The organism is Sporosarcina sp. FSL W8-0480, from assembly GCF_037963765.1.
Classification (GTDB): domain Bacteria; phylum Bacillota; class Bacilli; order Bacillales_A; family Planococcaceae; genus Sporosarcina.
Genome location: NZ_CP150166.1, coordinates 2,124,455 through 2,146,818, shown reverse-complemented (window position 1 = coordinate 2,146,818; position 22,364 = coordinate 2,124,455). Strand labels below are relative to the sequence as shown.

Annotated in this window: 22 protein-coding genes; 14 read left to right on the top strand and 8 right to left on the bottom strand. The window is 40.4% G+C overall.

Annotated elements, in window-relative coordinates:
* The first annotated feature begins 107 nt into the window (after nt 1-107).
* The 6 genes from NSQ43_RS11135 to NSQ43_RS11110 all read left to right on the top strand — a co-directional run bounded on the left by NSQ43_RS11135 (nt 108) and on the right by NSQ43_RS11110 (nt 8,596).
* Nucleotides 108-1,184 (top strand): undecaprenyldiphospho-muramoylpentapeptide beta-N-acetylglucosaminyltransferase, encoded by a 1,077-nt coding sequence (locus NSQ43_RS11135; RefSeq protein WP_339250196.1) that lies wholly within the window; start codon nt 108-110, stop codon nt 1,182-1,184.
* Between the two features lie 196 nt (nt 1,185-1,380).
* Nucleotides 1,381-4,197 (top strand): 2-oxoglutarate dehydrogenase E1 component, encoded by a 2,817-nt coding sequence (locus NSQ43_RS11130; RefSeq protein WP_339250194.1) that lies wholly within the window; start codon nt 1,381-1,383, stop codon nt 4,195-4,197.
* Between the two features lie 69 nt (nt 4,198-4,266).
* Nucleotides 4,267-5,499 (top strand): 2-oxoglutarate dehydrogenase complex dihydrolipoyllysine-residue succinyltransferase, encoded by a 1,233-nt coding sequence (gene odhB / locus NSQ43_RS11125; protein WP_339250193.1) that lies wholly within the window; start codon nt 4,267-4,269, stop codon nt 5,497-5,499.
* Between the two features lie 74 nt (nt 5,500-5,573).
* Nucleotides 5,574-5,771 (top strand): DUF6501 family protein, encoded by a 198-nt coding sequence (locus NSQ43_RS11120; protein ID WP_339250191.1) that lies wholly within the window; start codon nt 5,574-5,576, stop codon nt 5,769-5,771.
* A 58-nt stretch (nt 5,772-5,829) separates the two neighbouring features.
* Complete coding sequence (locus tag NSQ43_RS11115) at nt 5,830-6,693, top strand: AAA family ATPase (protein WP_339250189.1); 864 nt, start codon at nt 5,830-5,832, stop codon at nt 6,691-6,693.
* Between the two features lie 10 nt (nt 6,694-6,703).
* On the top strand, nt 6,704-8,596 hold the full coding sequence (locus NSQ43_RS11110; protein WP_339250187.1) for a hypothetical protein: 1,893 nt from the start codon (nt 6,704-6,706) through the stop codon (nt 8,594-8,596).
* Between the two features lie 158 nt (nt 8,597-8,754).
* Here NSQ43_RS11110 and NSQ43_RS11105 read toward each other — a convergent pair whose 3' ends face one another.
* The gene (locus NSQ43_RS11105; protein ID WP_339250185.1) at nt 8,755-9,957 is read right to left on the bottom strand and encodes a toxic anion resistance protein; all 1,203 of its coding nucleotides are present in this window, start codon (nt 9,955-9,957) and stop codon (nt 8,755-8,757) included.
* Nucleotides 9,944-10,606 carry a 5-bromo-4-chloroindolyl phosphate hydrolysis family protein gene (locus NSQ43_RS11100; RefSeq protein WP_339250183.1) on the bottom strand — a complete coding sequence of 221 codons (663 nt, stop codon included), beginning with the start codon at nt 10,604-10,606 and terminating at the stop codon, nt 9,944-9,946. Before NSQ43_RS11100 ends, NSQ43_RS11105 begins: the two co-directional genes overlap by 14 nt.
* A gap of 198 nt (nt 10,607-10,804) precedes the next feature.
* On the opposite strand from NSQ43_RS11100, the gene NSQ43_RS11095 reads away from it, so the two are divergent.
* Together NSQ43_RS11095 and NSQ43_RS11090 are read left to right on the top strand one after the other, a co-directional pair.
* Nucleotides 10,805-11,104: a DUF1033 family protein gene (locus NSQ43_RS11095; protein ID WP_339250180.1), complete on the top strand. Its 300-nt coding sequence runs from the start codon at nt 10,805-10,807 to the stop codon at nt 11,102-11,104.
* Between the two features lie 193 nt (nt 11,105-11,297).
* Complete coding sequence (locus tag NSQ43_RS11090) at nt 11,298-11,498, top strand: cold-shock protein (protein WP_339250178.1); 201 nt, start codon at nt 11,298-11,300, stop codon at nt 11,496-11,498.
* Nucleotides 11,499-11,568: 70 nt separating this feature from the next.
* Here NSQ43_RS11090 and NSQ43_RS11085 read toward each other — a convergent pair whose 3' ends face one another.
* Together NSQ43_RS11085 and NSQ43_RS11080 are read right to left on the bottom strand one after the other, a co-directional pair.
* A complete protein-coding gene (locus NSQ43_RS11085) occupies nt 11,569-12,249 on the bottom strand; it encodes a hypothetical protein (RefSeq protein WP_339250177.1) in 681 nt (226 codons plus the stop codon).
* Nucleotides 12,250-12,347: 98 nt separating this feature from the next.
* Nucleotides 12,348-13,955, bottom strand: coding sequence for an ATP-binding cassette domain-containing protein (locus tag NSQ43_RS11080; protein WP_339250175.1), 1,608 nt, complete (start codon nt 13,953-13,955; stop codon nt 12,348-12,350).
* A gap of 137 nt (nt 13,956-14,092) precedes the next feature.
* On the opposite strand from NSQ43_RS11080, the gene NSQ43_RS11075 reads away from it, so the two are divergent.
* The gene (locus NSQ43_RS11075; RefSeq protein ID WP_339250173.1) at nt 14,093-15,286 is read left to right on the top strand and encodes an MFS transporter; all 1,194 of its coding nucleotides are present in this window, start codon (nt 14,093-14,095) and stop codon (nt 15,284-15,286) included.
* A 28-nt stretch (nt 15,287-15,314) separates the two neighbouring features.
* Here the strand turns inward: NSQ43_RS11075 and msrA are convergent, their stop codons facing one another.
* Together msrA and NSQ43_RS11065 are read right to left on the bottom strand one after the other, a co-directional pair.
* Nucleotides 15,315-15,845: a peptide-methionine (S)-S-oxide reductase MsrA gene (gene msrA, locus NSQ43_RS11070; protein ID WP_339250171.1), complete on the bottom strand. Its 531-nt coding sequence runs from the start codon at nt 15,843-15,845 to the stop codon at nt 15,315-15,317.
* A gap of 159 nt (nt 15,846-16,004) precedes the next feature.
* Nucleotides 16,005-16,106, bottom strand: coding sequence for a YjcZ family sporulation protein (locus NSQ43_RS11065; RefSeq protein ID WP_339250169.1), 102 nt, complete (start codon nt 16,104-16,106; stop codon nt 16,005-16,007).
* 163 nt (nt 16,107-16,269) lie between these two features.
* Between NSQ43_RS11065 and NSQ43_RS11060 the strand changes: the two genes are divergently transcribed.
* From NSQ43_RS11060 to NSQ43_RS11040, 5 genes are all read left to right on the top strand, one after another.
* Entirely contained in the window at nt 16,270-17,232 is a 963-nt protein-coding gene (locus NSQ43_RS11060) for an LCP family protein (protein ID WP_339250167.1), read from the top strand.
* 65 nt (nt 17,233-17,297) lie between these two features.
* Nucleotides 17,298-18,464: an AI-2E family transporter gene (locus tag NSQ43_RS11055; protein ID WP_339254885.1), complete on the top strand. Its 1,167-nt coding sequence runs from the start codon at nt 17,298-17,300 to the stop codon at nt 18,462-18,464.
* 55 nt (nt 18,465-18,519) lie between these two features.
* Nucleotides 18,520-19,287 carry a molybdate ABC transporter substrate-binding protein gene (gene modA / locus NSQ43_RS11050; RefSeq protein WP_339250165.1) on the top strand — a complete coding sequence of 256 codons (768 nt, stop codon included), beginning with the start codon at nt 18,520-18,522 and terminating at the stop codon, nt 19,285-19,287.
* A 21-nt stretch (nt 19,288-19,308) separates the two neighbouring features.
* A complete protein-coding gene (gene modB / locus NSQ43_RS11045; RefSeq protein ID WP_339250163.1) occupies nt 19,309-20,001 on the top strand; it encodes a molybdate ABC transporter permease subunit in 693 nt (230 codons plus the stop codon).
* Between the two features lie 4 nt (nt 20,002-20,005).
* Nucleotides 20,006-20,641 (top strand): ATP-binding cassette domain-containing protein, encoded by a 636-nt coding sequence (locus tag NSQ43_RS11040; protein ID WP_339250161.1) that lies wholly within the window; start codon nt 20,006-20,008, stop codon nt 20,639-20,641.
* Nucleotides 20,642-20,677: 36 nt separating this feature from the next.
* On the opposite strand, the gene NSQ43_RS11035 is transcribed toward NSQ43_RS11040, so the two are convergent.
* Nucleotides 20,678-21,295 (bottom strand): nucleotidyltransferase family protein, encoded by a 618-nt coding sequence (locus NSQ43_RS11035; RefSeq protein ID WP_339250159.1) that lies wholly within the window; start codon nt 21,293-21,295, stop codon nt 20,678-20,680.
* Entirely contained in the window at nt 21,271-22,284 is a 1,014-nt protein-coding gene (locus NSQ43_RS11030) for an XdhC family protein (protein WP_339250157.1), read from the bottom strand. The genes NSQ43_RS11035 and NSQ43_RS11030 overlap by 25 nt, the downstream gene beginning before the upstream one ends.
* Nucleotides 22,285-22,364 lie beyond the last annotated feature (80 nt).

The following is a 22,364-nucleotide window of genomic DNA, read 5'->3' as shown; positions in this document are numbered from 1 at the left end:
AGTACTTAAATCAAACAACATTGTACCATGATTTCTTTGCTATAATGGCAAAGTGGTAATCTTAGAATAAATAAGCATAAAAAAAGATGGATGAGGTGAATGGCCAAATGAAGCGGCCAGTGATTGTATTAACGGGTGGCGGTACAGCGGGGCATGTCTCTGTAAACGAAGCACTAATACCTGTTTTTGATGACAAAGGCTATGAAATTCATTATATTGGTTCCCATGATGGAATCGAAGAGGAATTAATACGCGATGGTCACAAAGAGGTAACCTATCATGCGATTCAAAGCGGGAAATTGAGACGTTATTTTTCCATGAAGAACTTTTCTGACCCATTTCGGGTTGGAACTGGAGTTTTACAAGCGTATTTTATTTTACAAAAGTTGAAGCCGGAAATCGTGTTCTCAAAAGGCGGATTTGTCTCTGTTCCAGTTGTTTTGGCTGCGAAACTTGCGAGAATACCCGTCGTTGCTCATGAATCAGACGTTTCGCCAGGTCTTGCAAATAAGTTGGCATTGCCATTTTCCAACCATATTTTCACTGTTTTTGAACAGACATTAGATTATTTGCCAAATGGTAAGGCAACTTGTACTGGGGCAGTCATCAGACCCGAAATTTTTAGCGGAAATCGAAATGAAGGCTTGCGTATCGCCGGCCTAACTGGCGAAAAGCCCGTTTTCATCATTATGGGTGGAAGTCAAGGTTCTGCAGTACTGAACGATGCAGTGAGAAAAGAATTGGGTACCATCCTAAAAAGTTTTGAAGTTATCCATCTTTGCGGTAAAGGAAATATTGACGATACTTTGGAACAAGTGTCTGGTTATTCACAATTTGAATATGTAACAGAGGGGCTGCCCCACTTATTGGCGGCAGCAGATTTCGCTGTGTCCCGGGCAGGATCGAATGCTATATTCGAATTATTGTCGGTCCATAAGCCAATGTTGCTCATCCCATTATCCGCTGCTAAGAGCAGGGGGGACCAACTTTTGAATGCATCGCTATTCAAATCACTTGGAATAGCGCAAGTAGTTCAAGAGGAGGAGCTTGATAATTTGTCGATGATGGACCTATTTAACCAGCTAACGATGGAGAAAGAGACGCTTGTTGAAAAAATGAAAAAAGTTGCAAATACAAAATCTCCTCAAATGATGGCTGATTTGATACTATCTTACAAAAATTAGCTGGATTAGGTCTTAAGTAGATGGAAGAATGTCGAATATTGTTGCATTTATCTAAAAGTAAGTGTATTCTTTTTAACGGTATTAATGTCAATTAAATAGAACGAAATCCTTTCAGTTCTACTATTTGCATGGTAATATGAATACGGATAAAGAATTAACACAACAGGCCAATTGGCAAATGTGGAGGTCATTTTACATGTCGAACAATGTAGGTACCCAACGTTCTCCTTACTCAATATTTACAGGTCCGAATCTTGGGTATGTAATGGAAATGTATGAACAGTTTAAAGTGTCGCCTGAATCGGTAGAACCTGAGCTTGCAGAAATGTTTAGAAGCTTTGGTGCACCGTCGGTCGATGAAGCAGATCAAACTCAATATATAGCTGCAACAGACGCACCTGCTGTTAATTTTGGCAAGGTATTGGCCGCTTATACTTTAATCGATGCTATCCGAGCATACGGACATCTTGCTTCAGATATTTATCCACTTAACGATAGGCCGAAAGACTTGTCACGCATAGAACCTTCTTATTACGGGTTGACAGAAAGCGATTTATCATCAATGCCAGCTTCTTTATTCCTAAAAAATCCACCGACAAACGTGGAAAATGGAATGGATGCTGTTAACTATTTGAAATCATTGTACACAGGGAAAATTGCTTATGAATTTGCCCATGTCATCGATGAAGAAGAGCGTTCATGGATTCAATCAAGAATCGAAAATGGTGAAGTTTCCGTTAAGCTTTCGAATGAGGACAAAAAAGCAATGCTTGAAAGATTGACTAAGATCGAAGGTTTCGAAAAGTTCATACACCGTACATTTGTCGGAGCGAAACGATTCTCTATTGAAGGACTAGATTCACTTGTAATTCTCCTTGATGAGTTAGTTCGCCAATCTGAATCAGAAAAAATGAAAAAAGTATTAATTGGTATGGCACACCGTGGTCGATTAAATGTATTGACTCATATTTTGAATAAGCCATATGAAATGATGTTTGCTGAATTTGCTGGTGTTCCTTCAGACCCATTTCTTCCTGAAGATGGTTCACTAGAAACGACACGGGGTTGGTTTGGTGATGTTAAATACCATATGGGTGCTCTGTACAAAGCGCCATCTGGCACTGAGCGTTTCCTTGCATATAACCCTTCCCATTTGGAAGTGGTAAACCCTGTTGTTAATGGACAGACACGTGCTGCCCAAGAAACGACGAATCAAGCAGGTTTGCCTGAGCAAGACATGAAGGCAGCTTACTCAATTATGATTCACGGGGATGCAGCATTCCCTGGTCAAGGCATTGTGCCAGAAACGTTCAACTATAGCCGTGTCAGAGGCTACAAAACAGGTGGTTCCATCCATATTATTGCGAATAACACGATTGGATTCACTACCGAATATTATGATTCACGCTCTACACATTACTCATCAGATCCTGCTAAAGGTTTTGAAGTGCCAATTATGCACGTCAACGCTGATAGCCCGGAAGATGTAATGGCTGTTGCTGCGTTCGCTTTTGAATACCGACAAAAATTCGGTAAAGATATTTTGATTGACCTTATCGGGTACCGTCGCTATGGTCATAATGAAATGGATGAACCATTGGTTACGAACCCTATGATGTACCACAATATCCATAAGCATCCAACCGCGAGACAACTATACGGGGCTGAGCTCGTAAATTCAGGTATTATTTCTGAGTCGGATGTTGAAAAATTGGATGCGGATATCTTTGCGATGATGCAATCTGCATATGACAGAGTAAAAGAAAACACATCCGACTCCAAAAAGCTTTCAGATGAAACACCTGATTACGTCCTAGCAGGATTCCCTGAGAAAATCGAGACGGGTGTGGAGCAGGAAAGGCTTGAACGCATGAATGAGGAACTTCTGACATACCCAGAAGACTTTACTGTGTTTAGCAAGCTGGATCGTATTTTAAAACGCCGCGAAGAACCATTTAAGGGTAAAGGAAAGATTGACTGGGCACATGCGGAACAATTGGCTTTCGGATCCATCCTTCAAGATGGGAAACCAATCCGTATCACAGGACAGGACGTACAAAGGGGTACATTTGCCCATAGACATCTTGTATTGCATGATGAAAAAACAGGTGAAGAGTTCGTGCCACTACATCATATCAGTGGATCGAATGCTTCCTTTGTAGCCTATAATAGCCCATTAACGGAATTTGCTGTAGTTGGGTATGAATTCGGTTATAATCTTGAAAAAGATCAGGCTTTGTCAATCTGGGAAGCTCAATATGGTGACTTCGCAAATATGGCACAAGTCATGTTTGACCAATTCATCTCTTCAAGCCATTCAAAATGGGGGCAACAATCAGGAATGGTCATCCTGCTTCCACATGCGTATGAAGGGCAAGGTCCGGAGCACTCCAGTGCACGCCTTGAAAGATATTTACAACTTTGCGCAGAAAACAACTGGACCGTTGCAAACATTTCGAGTGCAGCTAACTATTTCCACGTATTGCGTAGACAGGCAAAAATGCTTGGAACTGATGTGGAACGTCCGTTAGTCATCGTATCTCCTAAATCACTGCTTCGTCATCCGCTTGTTGGTGCAGAACCAAGTGATTTGGCAAATGGTCATTTCCAAACAGTTCTTGAACAACCTACAACTGGCCAAGAACCGAAAAAGGTTAAGAAAGTTCTATTAGCGAGCGGTAAAATGGCAATTGATCTTGCTGAAACAGTTAAAGACGGTAAAGGATTTGAACACTTGCACATCGTTCGCGTTGAGCAATTGTATCCATTCCCTTCTGAGAAAATTGCCGATATCGTATCTCGTTTCCCTAATGTGGAAGAACTTGTATGGGTCCAAGAAGAACCTAAAAACATGGGTTCATGGTCATTTGCGTTAGAGTATCTGCAGGAAATCGCCGAAGGGAAGAAAGTTTCCTATGTAGGCCGAATCCACCGTGCAAGCCCTTCAGAGGGAAGCGGAGATGCTCATAAAATTGCACAACAACGCATTATTGATGAAGCTTTGAAAAAGTAATATCTTAATGATTATAGAAATTGATAAGTGTTACACCGTCATGACGGTAGAACAGAGGAGGAATTTATTGTGGCTGAAATAAGAGTACCAGAACTTGCAGAATCGATTACTGAAGGAACAATTGCAAAGTGGTTAAAACAACCTGGTGAAAGTGTTGAAAAGGGCGAATTCATCGTTGAATTAGAAACAGATAAAGTCAACGTCGAAGTAATTTCCGAAGAAGCTGGGGTAGTTCAAGAACTTCTTGCTGCTGAAGGCGACACAGTTGAAGTCGGTCAAGTTATTGCAGTAGTCGGGGAAGGTTCCGGGGCACCGGCAGCATCAGCTGCTCCTGCTGCACAAGAAGCAAAAGTGGAAGAAGCACCAAAAGCAGCTGCTGCACCTGCCGCTGCTCAAACAACTGAACAAACTTCCTCAGATCGTACAATCGCAAGCCCAGCAGCTAGAAAATTAGCTCGCGAAAAAGGAATCGACCTGTCCGCGGTATCACCGGTTGACCCAATGGGTAGAGTTCGTGCACAAGACGTTGCAGCACATGGTACGGCTCCATCAGCACCAGCTGCTGCACCTGCCGCAAAACCGGCAGCAGCACCTGTTCAAGACGGACGTGAAACACGTGAAAAAATGACACGTCGTCGCCAAACGATTGCAAAACGTTTACTTGAAGTAAGACAGTCTACAGCAATGTTGACGACTTTCAATGAAATCGATATGTCTGCAGTTATGGAACTTCGTTCACGCAAAAAAGATGAATTCTATGACAAGAATGATGTACGTCTTGGTTTCATGTCATTCTTCACAAAAGCAGTTGTTGCAGCACTTAAAAAATACCCATACGTCAACTCTGAAATCGATGGCGATGAAATCATCTTGAAGCACTATTATGATGTAGGTATTGCAGTCTCTACTGAAGGCGGTCTTGTTGTTCCGATCGTACGCGATGCAGATCGTAAAAACTTTGCGGAAATCGAAGCTAACATTGGTGAATTGGCGTTAAAAGCAAGAGACAATAAATTGACGATTGCTGATATGTCAGGTGGATCATTCACTATCACAAATGGTGGCGTATTCGGTTCCCTATTCTCTACACCAATCCTTAACGGTACACAAGTTGGTATTCTTGGAATGCATACAATCCAAAAACGCCCAGTTGCTGTTGGTGATAAAGTTGAGATTCGTCCAATGATGTACGTCGCATTGTCATACGACCACCGCGTCATCGATGGAAAAGATTCCGTTGGCTTCTTGAAAATGGTTAAAGAACTAATCGAAAACCCTGAAGATTTACTTCTTGGATCTTAATAGGATAAAATACAGAGAAAGGCCCGATGTTACATCGGGTCCTTTTTCGAATTGAAACATGGATGGTGATTGATATGTCATTTAAAGATTGGACTACTGCTCCAACAATCCGCAAAGTTGTCTGTAAGCACGCCAATGCTGAAAAATATGTTGTCACGAATGTCCTAACCCCTGGTAAGGAATATGACGTAAAAAATGAAACAGAAGAGTTCATTTTCATCGTAGATAATTCAGGCAAAGTCGGCGGCTATTATAAAACGTATTTCGAATGAAAATTCGCCCAATGCCAAACGTAGAGCATTGGGCGTTTTTATTGGGAGGAACATAGTGATGAATTCATTTATAGTTGCTGAACAGGAACAACGACAATCACGTAGATATGAAAAGAATGAAAAGTTATTGATCCAAGAAGGCGGGTATATTTCACCTATAGCGAATCTATGGGAAGATATTTTGATTGGTATCATATTAAAAAAACCAATTCTGTTAAAAGGTCCATCCGGTGCAGGAAAAACAAAACTTGCACAAAGTATTTCTGAGTTTTTCCAACAGCCGATGCATAGTGTGAACTGCTCAGTAGACTTAGATGCGGAATCCCTATTAGGGTTTAAGACGATCATTTCGAAAGAAGGGCAAACTGTTATTGAATTTGTGGAAGGTCCGGTTGTCCAGGCGATGAAGGAAGGACACATCCTATATATCGATGAAATCAATATGGCAAAACCCGAAACATTACCTATTCTACATAGTGTATTGGATCATCGCCGTATGTTAACAAATCCGTTCACGGGGGAAGTAATACACGCACATAAGGATTTTACAGTTATCTCGGCAATAAATGAAGGATATGTAGGAACATCCCCGATGAACGAAGCATTGAAAAACCGTTTTGTTTCGTTCTCCATCCCATATCTTGCTGGTGTTCAGCTTAAAGAAATCATCCAAAAGCTGTTCCCTAAAGCAAATCCAACTTTGGTTGATACAGTAATGAATATTAATGAGGATTTAAAGAAACAAGTGATGAATGGTCTTCTATCGGAGGAGGCAGCTTCAGTAAGAAGTTTGTTGGATGCAATGGCTCTTGCGGAGCACATTCCATTAAGACGGGCAATACAGTATTCAATCGCGGAAAAACTTGACGACAAAATGGAACAGAAGCTTGTAATGGAATTAGTGGATACGTGGGTGAAATGAGGCGAATCGAATGGTGAAGTTAAACCGGTTCATCCAATTCAATGATGAAACAATCGATGCAAACCAGCTTTTGCTTTACGAACGGTTAGGCAGGGCCCTTGCAGATGCTCCGTTTCTTGAATTGACTGAACGAAAACTGTTTGAACTGCAACCAAAAGAAGGTGGAATTTCATTAAGTGTTTTTTGGAGACACCGTCCAAATGAGATTACTCATTTAGGAAGACTTTCGGATGTTTATTTAATGACCGCCGGATTTTGGAAGAACTTTTCTGTAAGTGACTGGCTCACGTTCAGAAGGCAGTATGAAAAACATCACTTAAGAAAATTTGCTGAAGAACTATTGTTGATGTTGGAAGAGTTTAGGTTGATGGACTTCGTTGGGAAACAACGACCAGGTACGGGAAGAGCATTTTCTGTAAGAAGGCAATTAATGCTACAATTCCATCATGACAGGCTCGTTTCCAACTTTAAAAAGGGCTTTTATGCAGATGCCTTGATGAATCAGCTATTCATTAACCTTCATGATAGTATGTTCACTCAATCGGCTGTGGAATGGGAATTGCCGATTGAACAGATTCTGTTGAGAGCCTCCTATGCAACCGATGCAACTTCAACTTCCCAAATGATAGATGTTGTTAATCGTATTATCTTCATGATTGAAGAGGTTATCGAGGGAGATCTTATCCATCAGTACTATGCAGTTGGCGATTCGATTTCGGACGAAACTGCGACTTTTCATTATCATGACGGGATGAAAGACGCGGAAAAAGGGGAGCAGGAAGTTAAAGAAACAATTGACGAAGTGTTCCGCACATGGCATCGGGAAAATGAAAGCGAGTCAGGCGTCCATCTTGAATACGAACTGGAGCATGGCCGGGCGGGTAGGGGAGATGGGAGTAATGCAACAGAAGGCAATGAAAATGCAGAAATCCAGGAAATTGGAACCGGCCAATCTGAGGGTAATGAGAGTGAGCAATGGTCTGATGAAGAACATGAACAAACTGATAAGAAAATCGGGCAGAAAAAGACCGGGAAGGAATTCGGGAAAGAGCATGCCCATGTAGTTTTTGAGGAAAAAGTTGTTGAAGCCGTCAGTGACGAAACGAACAAGGTCAAATTGTTAAGATGGCGTGAGGAACATAAGCCTTATATCCGTTCATTCGTTGAGGAGATGAAAAAACGGATTGAATTGAAAGAGGATGCACGAAGGACAGGATTGGCAAAGGGCCGTCTATCTCCAAAGCTTACGACGTTACTTGTCGATGAACGACCAAGACCATTTTATCGGAAAAACATTCCTTCGGATAAATTAGATGCAGTATTCGGACTGTTAGTTGATGGGTCAGCTTCAATGATGGATAAGCTGGATGAAACGAAAAAAGCGGTTTTAATGTTCCATGATGTATTACGTCAACTTTCAGTCCCACATGAAATCTCTTCGTATTATGAGGATGCCAACCATGCAACAAAAGAAGTCCAACCGAATGTGTTCGGTCTAATGCATACATTCATGGAACAACGGCAGGATAATGGGCTGTCAATCCTTTCATTTGAGACGAATGAGGACAATCGGGATGGTTTTGCGATTAGATGGATGAGCAGAAGGCTTTTAGCGAGACCGGAGAAAAATAAGTTTTTACTTGTTTTCTCGGATGGTGAACCTTCCGCATTCGGCTATGATCGTAATGGTGTTTTGGATACGAGGGAAGCAGTGATGGAGGCGGAGAAACGGGGAATTTCTGTCATTCATTTATTTTTAGCATCTGAAGAACCAACTGATGATCAACGTGAATTGTTTTCGATGATGTTCGGAAATAAGTCAGCGGCGTCCCATTCGGTGGAAAACTTCACAGACCAAACGTTGAGGATTCTACGAAAGTTATTGGCAATTGCAATTGGTTAAGTCAAGGTCCGTTCTTTCACTGTTAGGGTCCATTTTTTCTTATAAGGGCTCATTCTTTTGCTACCAAGGTCCATTCTATTATTCGAATATGGTTAGTGCACAATTATTCACTAAAAAACAGTTGAAGGAAGCATTGGCTTCCTTCAACTGTTTTGCGATTAATAAGGTCGCTGCGGTGATTGTGTTTTTTCATGCACTGCAAGAAGACGTTGTTTCAATTCTTCTTCCATACGAGCAATCTCAACTTCAGCAGCTTTCCGCTTCGCACGGCCATCCGCTTGAATCTGGAGCGTTTCTTCGATTGTTTGGATCAAATTCTCTTGTGTCTTTTTCAACGTATCGATTTCAATAATACCACGTTCGTTTTCTTTTGCCGTTTCAATCGAGTTCACTTTTAGCATCTCTGAATTCTTCAATAGCAAGTCGTTTGTTGTTTTTGTCACCAATTTTTGTGATTCCACCGCTTTTCGCTGACGATTTAACGTCAGTGCAATAGCAATTTGGTTTTTCCATAATGGAATGGAAGTCATGATGGATGATTGAATCTTCTCAGCAAGCGTCTGGTTCGTTTGTTGAATCATTCTTATTTGTGGAGCACTTTGGATCGTAATTTGTCTTGATAGTTGCAAATCATACAAGCGTTTTTCCAGACGGTCGAGGAATTGCCCCATGTCATTCACTTCCTGGAATGCCATCTGATCATTGGAAAGTTCAGCTTTTCTTTGCATTTCTGGAATGATGACATTCGCGATTTCATCACGTTTTAGCTCAGCCGCTGCAATATAGACATTCAATGCTTGGAAATATGTCTTGTTTTGTTCATATAAGTTATCGAGCATTTGCACATCTTCAAGCAATCCACGTTTCGAATGCTCAAGCTGTACACCGATGCGATCGATTTGTGTGCTTAGTTTTTGATACTTCGTCATCATCTCTTGAATGGAGCGCGTCGCTTTCTTAAATAGGCGCGCTAAGCCTGATTTCTTCTTCTCGGATAAATCTTCTGGATCGATTTCCGAAAGTTTGCTCATCAAGTCACTCAGCACATCTCCAACAGGTCCGATATCTTTGCTTTGTACATGGTCCAACATTTTATGAGAAAATCGGGATAACTCATTTTGAGCATTTGCTCCATACGTAATGATTGCTTCGTAATTACCGACTGGAATCTGCTCAGCTAACTGCTTCGCTTTAGCCTGTTCTTCAGGAGTTAAGCGATCCATCAGTTTTACTGCGACCTGCCCTTTACTTTGTTCAGTTTGCATTTCTTTAGGCAGTAAAGGTTCATTCATATCAAATGGATTGTCCAAAAGGTCATCCATGGTCTTTACCTCATTATTTGTCATGTTATTCCCTGTCATTACGCATTTCTCCTTTCATCTCAAGCAACGGTTTATTCTTTTTCATTGTAACATCCACATAATCCAATTCTAGTTGAAGCTGTTCGATATCAGTAGCAAGTGCACCTCTTAAATCCTGCTCCAACTGTCTATTCACATCATTTAGTGTTTCCCTTGTATGTTGGAGAGCAACCCTGATTTCCTGATCTTTCAAAGGTTGGTTCACAAGGATTGCGTATTTTGAAGTAAGTTCGACTGCAGAATCGAGATGGGAATAGAAAAATCTCTCTACATGGTAGAATTTTTTCGGGTTTTTGCGTACTATGGTGAGAATCCTTTTCGCTAAGTTATTTATCTCGTAAACCTGTTTGAACGCTTGGACAGAACGGACTTGACCATAGAGTCCATTCAGTTTATTAATCTTCGTTTTAGCTTCATTCAATTGGGTCTTGATGTGTTTATATTCAGATCTTGACATGCCAAGTTCCTTAACATTTGAGGATAGCTGTATTTGTTTAATCGTGAAATTACCGCTTAGGTAAATTGCAATCATCAGGCCTGTTGCAGCAAGAGGATTCATGCCTGCTGCCAAGGTCATTGTAAACCAGGAGCCGAAACTGATAGGCGCTGTTATTAAGTGTCTTTGGAAAAACTGTTTGACTTCTTTCAATGTATCCAGGCCTCCTTGCGTTTTTTCTTATATTACTTAATACGTTTAAATTAGCATTAAGTTTCATGTCTTTAGTGCAATTATACCTGATTTGTAGTTGAATTACAGTGTTATTAACGCTGAATCCAATTACTTGGATAGTTACATTGAATTTGTTAAAATGAATCCACTCACATTCGAATTAATGGGGGAAGAATAATGGTCTATGAAATTGTTTATATGAAAGCGGACTATGAGCCGTGGTGGATGTTCGAAGATTGGGAATCGACTATTCAGTCAAGAAGGAAATTTGATACGTTAACTGATGCAAAATTATACCTTGATGAATTAAAAAAAGAATTTGAAGCAAAATATAAGTATAAGGAAGAGAGAGATGATTGTTTTTTTGCATATTGGTCTGAAACAGAGCGTTGTTTCTGTGATGGATGCGATGAGGATCTCCAAATTTTTCACGGGCTCCTTGCACTGGCTGATGGCAAACCATCCAGATTGAGTTAGATAAATAATTCGAATATTTAATATTGTTATATTGACAAATATTATGGGTATGGTATAGTAGCAGTATCTAATATGTTTTACCGAAACAAACGTATTCACGTATTACAAAAGGTGATCGGCGTTGTCGGTACTTTTTGTAATATGTGAATTTTTTTCATGTATTAGTAAGTAAATTATTTGGAGGTAGTCACACATGAAACAAGGTACTGTAAAGTGGTTCAACTCTGAAAAAGGCTTCGGATTCATCGAAGTTGAAGGGGAAGACGATGTATTCGTACACTTCTCTGCTATTCAGGGAGACGGATTTAAAACTTTGGATGAAGGTCAACATGTTGAGTTCGAAGTTGTAGAAGGCAATCGTGGTCTTCAAGCTGCTAACGTAGTGAAACTATAATTCGTCAGATCAAAGAGGCCCTTCACAGGAGCCTCTTTTTTGTATATTCCTGCGAGACACATTAGGGAAATTATGGCTTACTCACAGACTCCAACGTGGATGTTACTATGAATTTCTCATTATTTTCGACATCCATTATCGATTCACGTTTAACTTCGCCGTATCCCTCAACAAAATACTTTCGGTTTAGAGCATTATTTTCTTTTGATTCGATAACGAATGCATTTTCAAATTTTTGGTAAGGGGTTTCTACTGTAACCCCTGTTTCAGTGATCGTCCACTTATCAAAAGTAGTGCCGACTTCAAATGGCTTTTTCAAATAAATACCTTCCGGTTTCATTGCATCAATTTCCTCTAAAGTAGGGAAGTCCTCATTCATATCTACAGACGTATGATTAATTAATGTAATCTGATTCTCCTCAATCTCGTAAATAAACCTAATGACGACACCGCCATTATTTTCATGAACAACGACGATATTCTCATAAGGCATGGCAAATGTAACATCTAATTCTGCAAATTCATTTCCATCCCCAAGGAAATTCGCTTTTGATCCATCTGGCAAGAAGTAATCTTTCAGTGACTTATCGACAGTCTCTATCACCTGTTTATTGCCTTTGTCGGTTACTTGATCTGGATCATTTGACTCTCCGCTATTGCCTGAGCTATTTAATGTTGTTGTTTTGTTTGAGCATCCCATCACTAAAAGGGTAGTAAATACCAGTGCAATGAGCAAACGATACATCCTCATATAAAAACACTCTCCTTTTCAAATAATATACCCGAAATAAATGCGATTATCCTTGGATTAAAAAAACCGCGTTTCTCTAATGAGGAACGCGGTTAAGATTAATTTGACACTGCTTGTTGTTCTTTCCACTCCAAGTATTCATCATATTGCATCATTTTGTCGAAAATTGTACCGTCTTCACGGATTTCAATGATTCTGTTTGCAACAGTTTGGATGAATTGTTGGTCATGTGATGTAAATAGCATTGCACCTTTGAATGCGATCAATCCATTATTAAGTGCTTGGATAGATTCCAAATCCAAGTGGTTCATCGGTTCATCTAACAATAGAACGTTCGCATTTGTCAACATCATCTTCGATAGCATGCAGCGAACTTTTTCTCCACCAGAAAGGACAGATGGTTTCTTCTTAACTTCTTCACCTGAGAAGAGCATACGACCAAGGAAACCGCGTAAAAATGTTTCGGTCTGATCTTCCGGAGAATATTGACGAAGCCACTCAACTAATGATGCTTCGTTGCCTTCAAAATACTCGCTGTTATCAAGAGGGAAGTAGGCACGCGATGTGGTAATTCCCCATTTAAATGATCCTTCATCAGGTTGGGATTCTTCTGCAAGAATTTCTAAAAGTGCTGTTTTTGCTAAAGGATTTCCAAGAAGAATTATTTTATCTTCTTTCCCCATCGTAAATGTCGCGTCTTTGAGCAACACTTTTCCGTCTTGTGATTTTGAAAGACCTTGAACCGATAATACATCATTACCGATTTCACGCCCGATTTGGAAGTTTACGAATGGATAACGACGGGAAGAAGGTCGAATGTCATCCAATTCGATTTTTTCAAGAGCTTTTTTCCTTGATGTCGCTTGTTTGGACTTTGATGCATTCGCGCTGAAACGTGCAACGAAGGCTTGTAATTCTTTGATTTTTTCTTCTTTTTTCTTGTTTTGATCTTGAGCCATTTTTAATGCTAATTGGCTGGATTCATACCAGAAATCATAGTTTCCAGGGTAAAGTTGGATTTTAGAGAAATCAAGATCCGCAATTTGAGTACATACCTTATTCAAGAAGTGCCGATCATGCGAAACAACGATAACAGTGTTATCGAAGTTAATAAGGAACTCTTCAAGCCATTGAATCGCTTTTAAGTCCAAGTGGTTCGTAGGCTCGTCAAGTAGCAAGACGTCAGGTTTTCCGAATAGCGCTTGCGCAAGAAGAACTTTCACCTTATCTGAACCTGTAAGCTCCGCCATTTTCACATGGTGAAGGGATTCAGGTATACCGAGCCCTTGTAGCAAGATTGCCGCTTCTGACTCAGCTTCCCATCCGTTCAATTCGCCGAATTCACCTTCAAGTTCAGCTGCACGCATGCCATCCTCATCAGAGAAATCCTCTTTCATGTAAATTGCATTTTTTTCGGTCATGATATCATATAGACGTTTATGACCCATGATGACCGTATCGAGCACTTCATTTTCTTCGTATTCGAAGTGGTTCTGTTTCAGGACAGCGAGGCGCTCATCTTTGTTCATGATGACATTTCCGGTTTGCGGTTCGATTTCACCAGACAATATTTTAAGGAATGTCGATTTTCCAGCACCGTTTGCACCGATTAGACCATAGCAATGACCCGGGTTAAACTGTATATTTACATCTTCAAACAGTTTACGGTCACCGAATTGAAGACTTACATTACTGACTGCTATCATAAAAATCCTCCTTGTTCACAATGCTCCTATTATAGCATGAATCCACACATTAATGGTATTGTGTTCAATTCGTTATCCGCACTTTTTTAAGCTGTTTCACGTATGATGGTTACGGAAGTTTAAAAAGGAGTTCACTAATGATGAAGAGACAATCAAAACAAAAAGTTATTTTATTAATTTCCACCATTTTTGTCGTTTCCTTAAATCTGAGACCTGCAGTTACGTCAATCGGTCCGATGTTAGATATTATTAGGAGAGACCTGATATTGACGAATACACAAGTTAGTTTATTAACTGCATTGCCGGTGTTTTGCATGGGGCTGTTTGCTCTACTGTCCCCTTGGTTGAACCGTAGAATCGGCTTAAGTAATTCCATGTATTTGATGCTCATCATCATTGGGGCGGCAACTGCATTAAGAGGAGTTTATTCGAATTACATATCATTAGTTTTCTCTGCAATATTAATAGGGATTGCAATTGCCGTTATTGGTCCACTCCTTTCTGCTATGATTAAACAAAACTTTCCGGAACGCGCTACAAGTGTTATCGGCATCTACTCTTTCGGCATGGGGGTCGGTTCAACACTTGGTGCAGGGTTGACAGCGGTATTTTTCTCATATACCAATTCCTACTCATTTTCCCTTGCGATATGGGCTGTATTTGCAGTAGTAGGTATATTTTTTTGGAAGGCTTCCCAAAATGTACAAAGACAAGTGAAGCAACAAGATGAGATGTTGAAAACTGAACCTAAGTCGCCATGGCGTAATAAAAAAGCATGGCTGTTCCTATTGTTTTTCGGCCTTCAAGCCTCCGCATTTTTTTCTATTATTACTTGGCTCGTGCCAATTGCATTGGATTCTGGAATGTCACTTGTACAGGCAAGTTCACTATTAAGTCTTGTAACAATAATTCAAATTGTATTGAACCTCTTTTTTCCTATTATCTATGAACGTTTTCCAAAGAGGAAGCTATGGCTATTGTTTTTTTTAGGAATGGGTTTAGTTGCAATTGGTCTAATGTGGACGGGTGTAAGTTTATTACTTTGGATTAGTGCATTTTTCATGGGGGTGCCACTTGCAGGTTTATTTCCAATCGCCTTGCTATTTCCATTGGATGAAACTGTTACAGCAGATGATACAAATGCGTGGACATCAATGATGCAAACAGGGGGATTTATAATGGCTGGTTTTCTGCCAATGCTCATCGCCCTCATCTACGATTTAACTGGGGATCATCATTATACTTTAATGATATTATTCCTACTATTCATTGCCATGATTTTCTTAACATTTTTGATTGGTGATCGGGAAGTTAAAACAGTAAACAAATAAAACCGGACCTTTAGGATCCGGTTTTTTCTCATTTCCAGTTTTCAGTTATGAATTCATCGCGTCCAGATTTGGCACGGTCTTCTTCATAATGAGCCTTTTCTTTTAAATAGTAGTCCTGATGGTATTCCTCAGCACGGTAGAACGTTTCCGCTGGCCTTATATCTGTTACAATTGGCTTGCTAAATCTACCGCTTTGTTCAAGTTTGACTTTCGACAGTTCCGCAGCCTCTTTTTGTTCTTCGGTATAGTAGAAAATAGCTGTCGTGTATGAATGTCCACGGTCATGGAATTGTCCGCCGGCATCTGTAGGATCAATTTGTGGCCAATATAAATCCAGCAATTCATTATACGTAAACAGGGAAGGGTCGTATGTGATTTCCACAACTTCCAAATGGCCAGAATCTCCACGCTTAACATCTTCGTATGTAGGATTTTCTACATGGCCGCCCATATAACCCGATACAACATCATGGATGCCTTCCCATTCTTTGAACGGCTTAACCATGCACCAGAAACAACCTCCAGCAAAAGTGGCCTTCTCTAATTTCTTCTCTGTCATTATGCACAACCCCTTTCGAGGAAAATTGTATCATAGTCCTATACGGTTTTGTTTAAACAAATCAAAAGAAAGATTGTCTTTCTGTTTGCAGGCAAACAGAAGAGCAATCTTTCCGAAAGGTGCCAATGAGTGGTTGTGCGTTTTTAGATAATCAGGAAATCAATAGTACATATAGCTAGCACCGATAATGATTAACAGGATGAAAAGCACTACTATCAAAGCAAAGGAGGAATTATTTCCTCTCCCGTATTCACGTCCCATTTATACCACCACCTTCAACATAGCTTATGCTGTAGATTGACTCGTGATTGGGGAATCAGCCGCTACAATGACAAATTAACATGGTATACTTATGAGTAAAACGGAACCCGTGCTTGACACGAGTCGTCCCTATAGGTGACATAATTATTTGGAGGAATCGGATTTGAAAGAAGACCAATACGAAGGACCAGTTCGTAGTAGACGTAGAAGAAAGAAATTACGGATTGGCAGGTTGTTTATCACTATTTTATTCATCGCATTCATTGCAATCGGCCTTTTTTCATATTTTCAATATAAAGAAGGGAAAAAGATAGCAAGTGGCAATGAAATCGATCCAGGTCCTTTTACAGGTGATGTTGTGGATCCGAAAAAACCATCTATTGAAAACTTCTTATTGTTAGGCATCGATAATGATGGCAGTGGTAAATCCCGCACCGATACAATGATGGTTTTATCATGGGATAAAAAATCGGGTTCAATCCGACTCGTTTCGTTCATGCGTGATATCTATGCAGATATACCTGGTTACAAGTCATACAAATTGAATACGGCGTACTATCTAAATGGGGTGCAATCCACAAAGGACACGATCACTGGAATGTTCGGTATTCCAATTCATCATTATGCCATCGTGGACTTTGATAATTTCGAATCGATTATCGATATTGCGTTTCCGAAAGGTATTGAGATCGATGTGCAAAAAGAAATGCATGAAAAAATCGGAGTTACTTTAATGCCCGGTAAACAGAAACTTAATGGCAAAGAACTCCTTGGATACGCAAGATTCCGTGCAGATGCCGAAGGGGATTTCGGAAGGGTTGCGAGACAGCAGGAAGTCATTTCAGCTGTAAAAGAAGAGGCACTGCGTCCAGGAATGATTCGTCACGTCCCTAAATTATCGGGTGCGATTTCAGGCTTCATCCAAACAGATTTAACCGCAAAAGATGAAATCTCAAAGGCGCTCAACCTTCTTATGAAAGGAAAGGTTGACTTAAAGACAATGACGGTACCTGTTGAAGGTACGTATCGTTTTGCTTCCTATTCACATGCAGGTTCTGTTATCGAAGTGGACGTGGAGAAGAATAAAGAGGCGCTTTCCGCTTTTTTAAATATGAAAATTGATTGAGAGAGGAAGGAGAGAATATGGATCCTTGTAAGCCAAAAACAACGGGACAAACAATACCTAATAACATGGAAACGCCTTGGATTATTCGATTCTTAGGTGGAAAGGCGACATTATTCATACTCCTTTCAATTCTTCTGATTGGACTTATCATTTTAGTTTACAGCAAAGTCGATTTTATCTTTTATCCAATCCGAGTGTTTTTTTCCACAGTTGTATTGCCGATCATACTTGCGACAATCGCTTACTATTTGCTACGACCAATCCTGCGCTTTTTGGAGCGATTGAAAATACCACGAGTATGGGGGATTTTCATCATTTTCATTGGATTGATAGGTTTGCTTACCTTATTAGTCTTTCTTGTATTTCCATTTTTGAGAAGCCAGTTTGCCAATTTGATTGAAGAATTTCCGACGTATTTTAAGCAAATGCTTATAAATATCGATTCCTTTTTAAGGACCTCTATCTTTTCATCCTATTATCTTGAAATGGATATTAATATTAATAAGCTTTTAGATAATGGTTTAGGGAATATCGGTCAATTCTTTGCCGACACAGTTGGTGGAATAGCTTCGGGAATTACTTCATTCATCTCTGCGTTGACTGGATTCGTTTTGGCTATCATCACGGTTCCTTTCATCCTCTTTTATCTACTAAAAGATGGAGAAAAGTTACCTATCATGATCAAAAGTATGCTGCCTCCTCGTCTTCGCGATGATGCTGAAGATATCATGAGGGATGCCGATCATCAGATAAGTGCTTATATTCAAGGGCAAATCCTTGTTGCCATCTGTATCGGAATAATGGTCTCTATCGGGTTCCTCATCATTGGCATGAAATATGCATTATTATTAGGTGCACTTGCAATGTTTACGAGCGTTGTTCCGTATTTGGGACCTATTATTGCAATTACGCCAGCGGTCATCATCGCTATTGTCGCCTCACCATTAATGTTAGTGAAATTAGCTATCGTTTGGACAATTGTTCAATTCGTTGAAGGGAAATTCATATCACCGCAAATTATGGGTAAATCTTTACATGTGCATCCCATTACGATTATCTTTGTTCTATTGACAGCGGGGTCACTATTCGGAGTGGCCGGAGTTGTTCTTGGTATTCCAGGTTACGCATTATTGAAAGTCGTGTTTACACATATGTTCGATTTATTGAAACTGAGATACGATAAGCACGAACCAGACCCGACAATGCATTACGATTATCTTGAAAAAAAATAACGAGTTACCCATAAAAGGATTATGTAAACCTATTAGCTTTAAAGGAGCTATTGTATTGAAAAAAACTATTTATCGTTTACTGTTAGTGCTATTCATCGCGACGTTAACAAGCTGTTCTAACTCCGAGGAAAAAAACAAGCCTGAAATTATGATATCAGCAGCAGTCAGCTTAACAGATGTCCTAAATGAACTGAAAGAGGCCTACGAAACTGAAAATAAAAACGTTCGATTGACATTCAATCTGGGCAGCTCCGGTAAGTTAGCAAACCAAATTGCCCAAGGAGCCCCAGTCGACATGTTCTTATCTGCAAGCTCCAAAGACATGGATGCCATTGCTACAAAAGGACTTATTGATGAATCGACACGGGTCGAGTTTGCATCAAATTCTCTAGTCTTAATCACCCATAAGGACCATTCAACAACTGTAAAATCATTTGAACAGATTCGACCTGAAGAGATTTTGCATTTGGCAATCGGAGAACCAACTAGTGCCCCGGTAGGTAGATATACGAAGCAAGTCTTCGATCATCTTGGTCTATGGGATCTATTGCAAAGTAAACTGGTCATGGGTTCAGATGCCCGTCAAGTATTGACATATGTTGAGATGGGTAATGTAGATTTTGCTGTCGTCTATTCCAGTGATGCAGTAATAACTGATAAAGTAAAAGTACTTGCTGAAGCGGACAATGGATGGCATGAAGCGATTTCTTATCCGGGAGCAATTATTAATGATTCCTTACATAAAAAGGAAGCAAAAGCTTTCCTTGATTTTTTAACGAGTGAAGAAGGGAAAGCCGTTTTACAAAAATATGGATTCAAGTGATCCATAAGGGGAGGTATCAATGTGGATGGCATAGACTACTCACCACTATTTTTATCAATGAAAGTGGCGGCCATTTCGACCTCCATTGTATTCTTGACAGGTGTCTATTTTGCACATTTATTTACAAGGAAAAGTTTCTTTGGAAAAAGCATCATCGAATCCTTTTTCATGCTCCCGCTTGTTCTTCCGCCAACCGTAGTAGGATTTGCCCTTCTTGTTCTATTCGGAAAAAAAGGTTGGATAGGGAGTTGGTTACTTGAATGGTTTGACTTTCAAGTAGTATTCACTTGGATAGGGGCTGTTATTGCCTCAATCGTCGTTTCATTTCCGTTAATGTATCAAAGTGCTACCGCCGCTTTTGGAAGTCTTGATAGTCGGCTTGAAAATGCTGCAAGGACGATGGGGGCTTCCGAATGGCGAGTGTTTTGGACTGTCGCATTCCCTCTTGCTTGGCCAGGTTTGTTAGCTGGACTTGTATTATCATTTGCAAGAGGACTTGGGGAATTTGGTGCAACGCTTATGTTGGCAGGTTTCATTCCTGGTAAGACGGATACTATTCCAATGGCCATCTATTTTGCTGTCGAATCCGGTCAAATGGAGCAGGCTACTTTCTGGGTTGTCATTATTGTTGCATTAGGTTTTAGTACGATTATGTGGCTAAATTGGTGGAGTAAAAGAAATATGAGACGCTTTTCGACGGACAAAAGTAGGTGATTGAATGTTGGACGTACATATAAAAAAAGAATTATTTCATTATGATTTGGAAGTAGACTTTTCCGTGGGGGATGAAAAAGTAGTCCTCTTTGGCCCATCTGGTTCAGGGAAGACGACGATACTGGACAGTATTGCAGGGCTGATCAAACCTGATTCTGGAAAGATCAGTTTAGGTAATAATGTCTTCTATAATCATAACCAATGGATGCCTACAAGGGTCCGGAATGTTGGATATCTGTTCCAAGATTATGCCCTTTTTCCACATATGACCGTTGGAAAGAATATATATTATGGTCTTCAGAAAAAAGAACAAAACTTAACCATCGAGAAGGTTCTTGATGTGCTTGGTATACGGCATTTATGGTCGAAGTACCCCCATCAGATTTCCGGAGGGGAAAAACAGCGAGTGGCACTTGCTCGGGCATTGGCGACGGAGCCATCTGTTTTACTACTTGACGAACCATTATCAGCGCTGGATAAACAGACTCGCACCGAATGTCAGGATGAATTACTGCGAATACATGAGTTATGGAAAATCCCGTTTATAATTGTTACACATGATATGGACGAAGCTGAAAAGTTAGGGAATAGAATTATTTTCCTAGAAGAAGGGAAAATCATAAAAACGACTGCCGTTTGACAAGGGTAATCTGTCAAACAGGAGTCGTTTTTAATATCAACCTATCGGGAAATATGAAAGCAACGAATGATAATCTTCTGGTGTGTCGACATCGAATAATAGTCGATGATCCTTGCACGGTACACGTTTACCTTGATTGAACAACGTTCCGCGTAAAATTTCTCTCGCTCCCATATCCCCTTGTATATTCAGTAATGTCTCGAAAAGGGAAGAGGAGAAGAGGATGGGCGGTTTCATCACTCCGTCTTGTGAAGCTGTAGCTACGTACTGGCTGTCAGGATTCTGATTAAAGCAATTAATCATTTCATCAATCATCAGTTTTGTAATGAAAGGTTGGTCCCCTAAAAGAACAATTGCCGCGGTCGCACCATTTTCAGAAGCGTGTTTGATGCCGCATTGTAATGAGACTGATTGCCCTTCATAGGAATTCGGACAAGGTAATATTGTACATTTTTCATGTGATTTCATGCGGCTTGGAATCCATGTAAGGTCGTCCTCAGCATTTGTCACAACGTAGATTTGATCTAAAGATGAATCGATTGCTGTATCGAGTGCTAAACTTCCAAGTGACATCTTTCCGACTTGAAGTGCCAATTTATTCTCCCCCATACGAATGCCTTGGCCAGCTGCTAAATAGATGCCAACGATGGCCATATGGCGGCACTCCTTCTGACGGATATCATTTCCGAAATGATACTTACTGCGATTTCCTCTGGCCCTTCGGCGCCAATCGAAATACCGATTGGGGAATGAAGCCAACTAGGGATGTCTTCTCCTAATAACCGTTTCGTCCTTTTTTCCGATCCCAATAAACCTGCATATAGTAACTGTTCATCTTTGATCCTCTCTAAAATTAGCTTATCGACTTGAAAATCATGTGTCATAATAACAACCGAATCAATCGGAGTGAACATTATATTCTTAAGCAAATCTTCTATAACGCCTATTTGGAGAGAGGCGGCTAAAGGGAAGTGGTCTTCTGAACAAAGAGACGGTCTCCAATCACAAATGTGTACGCTATAGCCAACTTTCGCGCCCATTGCTGCAAAAGGCCTTGCATCCGCACCCGCGCCAAATAGGTATAGGGAAGGTTCCGGCCAAATTGCTTGATAAAAGAAAGGCTCATCTTCAATCCATCTTCGTCCAGCAATTTGCTGGAAAGGACGCATCGTTTCATTGATCATTTTATTCTGTAACGTTCCGGAATGGAAAGTTTCACTACTAAAGCGGTAGTTAAAATCTCCCCACATTTCTTGCATGAATGTAACGCATTGCTTTTTTTGTAACTGGTCATGGAGAAACAGAAGGCCTTGCCTGAATTCATAGTCAACATCCCTCAACAGAACGGTCACAACCCCATTGCATCCAGCCCCTCGCCCCCATCCAAGGTCATCTTCGGAACTTAAGTCGAATTCGCAAATTTGCACTTGCCCTGTATGAAAGAGTTCCCTTGCCCTGTATTGAAGGTCGGCTTCAAGACACCCACCGCTAAGTAAACCGATTCTATTACCGCTTTCCGTAAAGAACATCCATGCCCCTTCTCTCCGGTATGCAGAACCCTCTACGTGTACAATCTGTGCAAGGACGATGGCCTCGTCGGTTGTACTAATAGTTTTAATCATTTGTGGGATAAAACCCATCATTCTTCACCTCAACTATACTTTTTCATAGATTTCTTTAGACAGTTTCATCCAATAGTAGTCGATTTATTCGAAAAACGTAT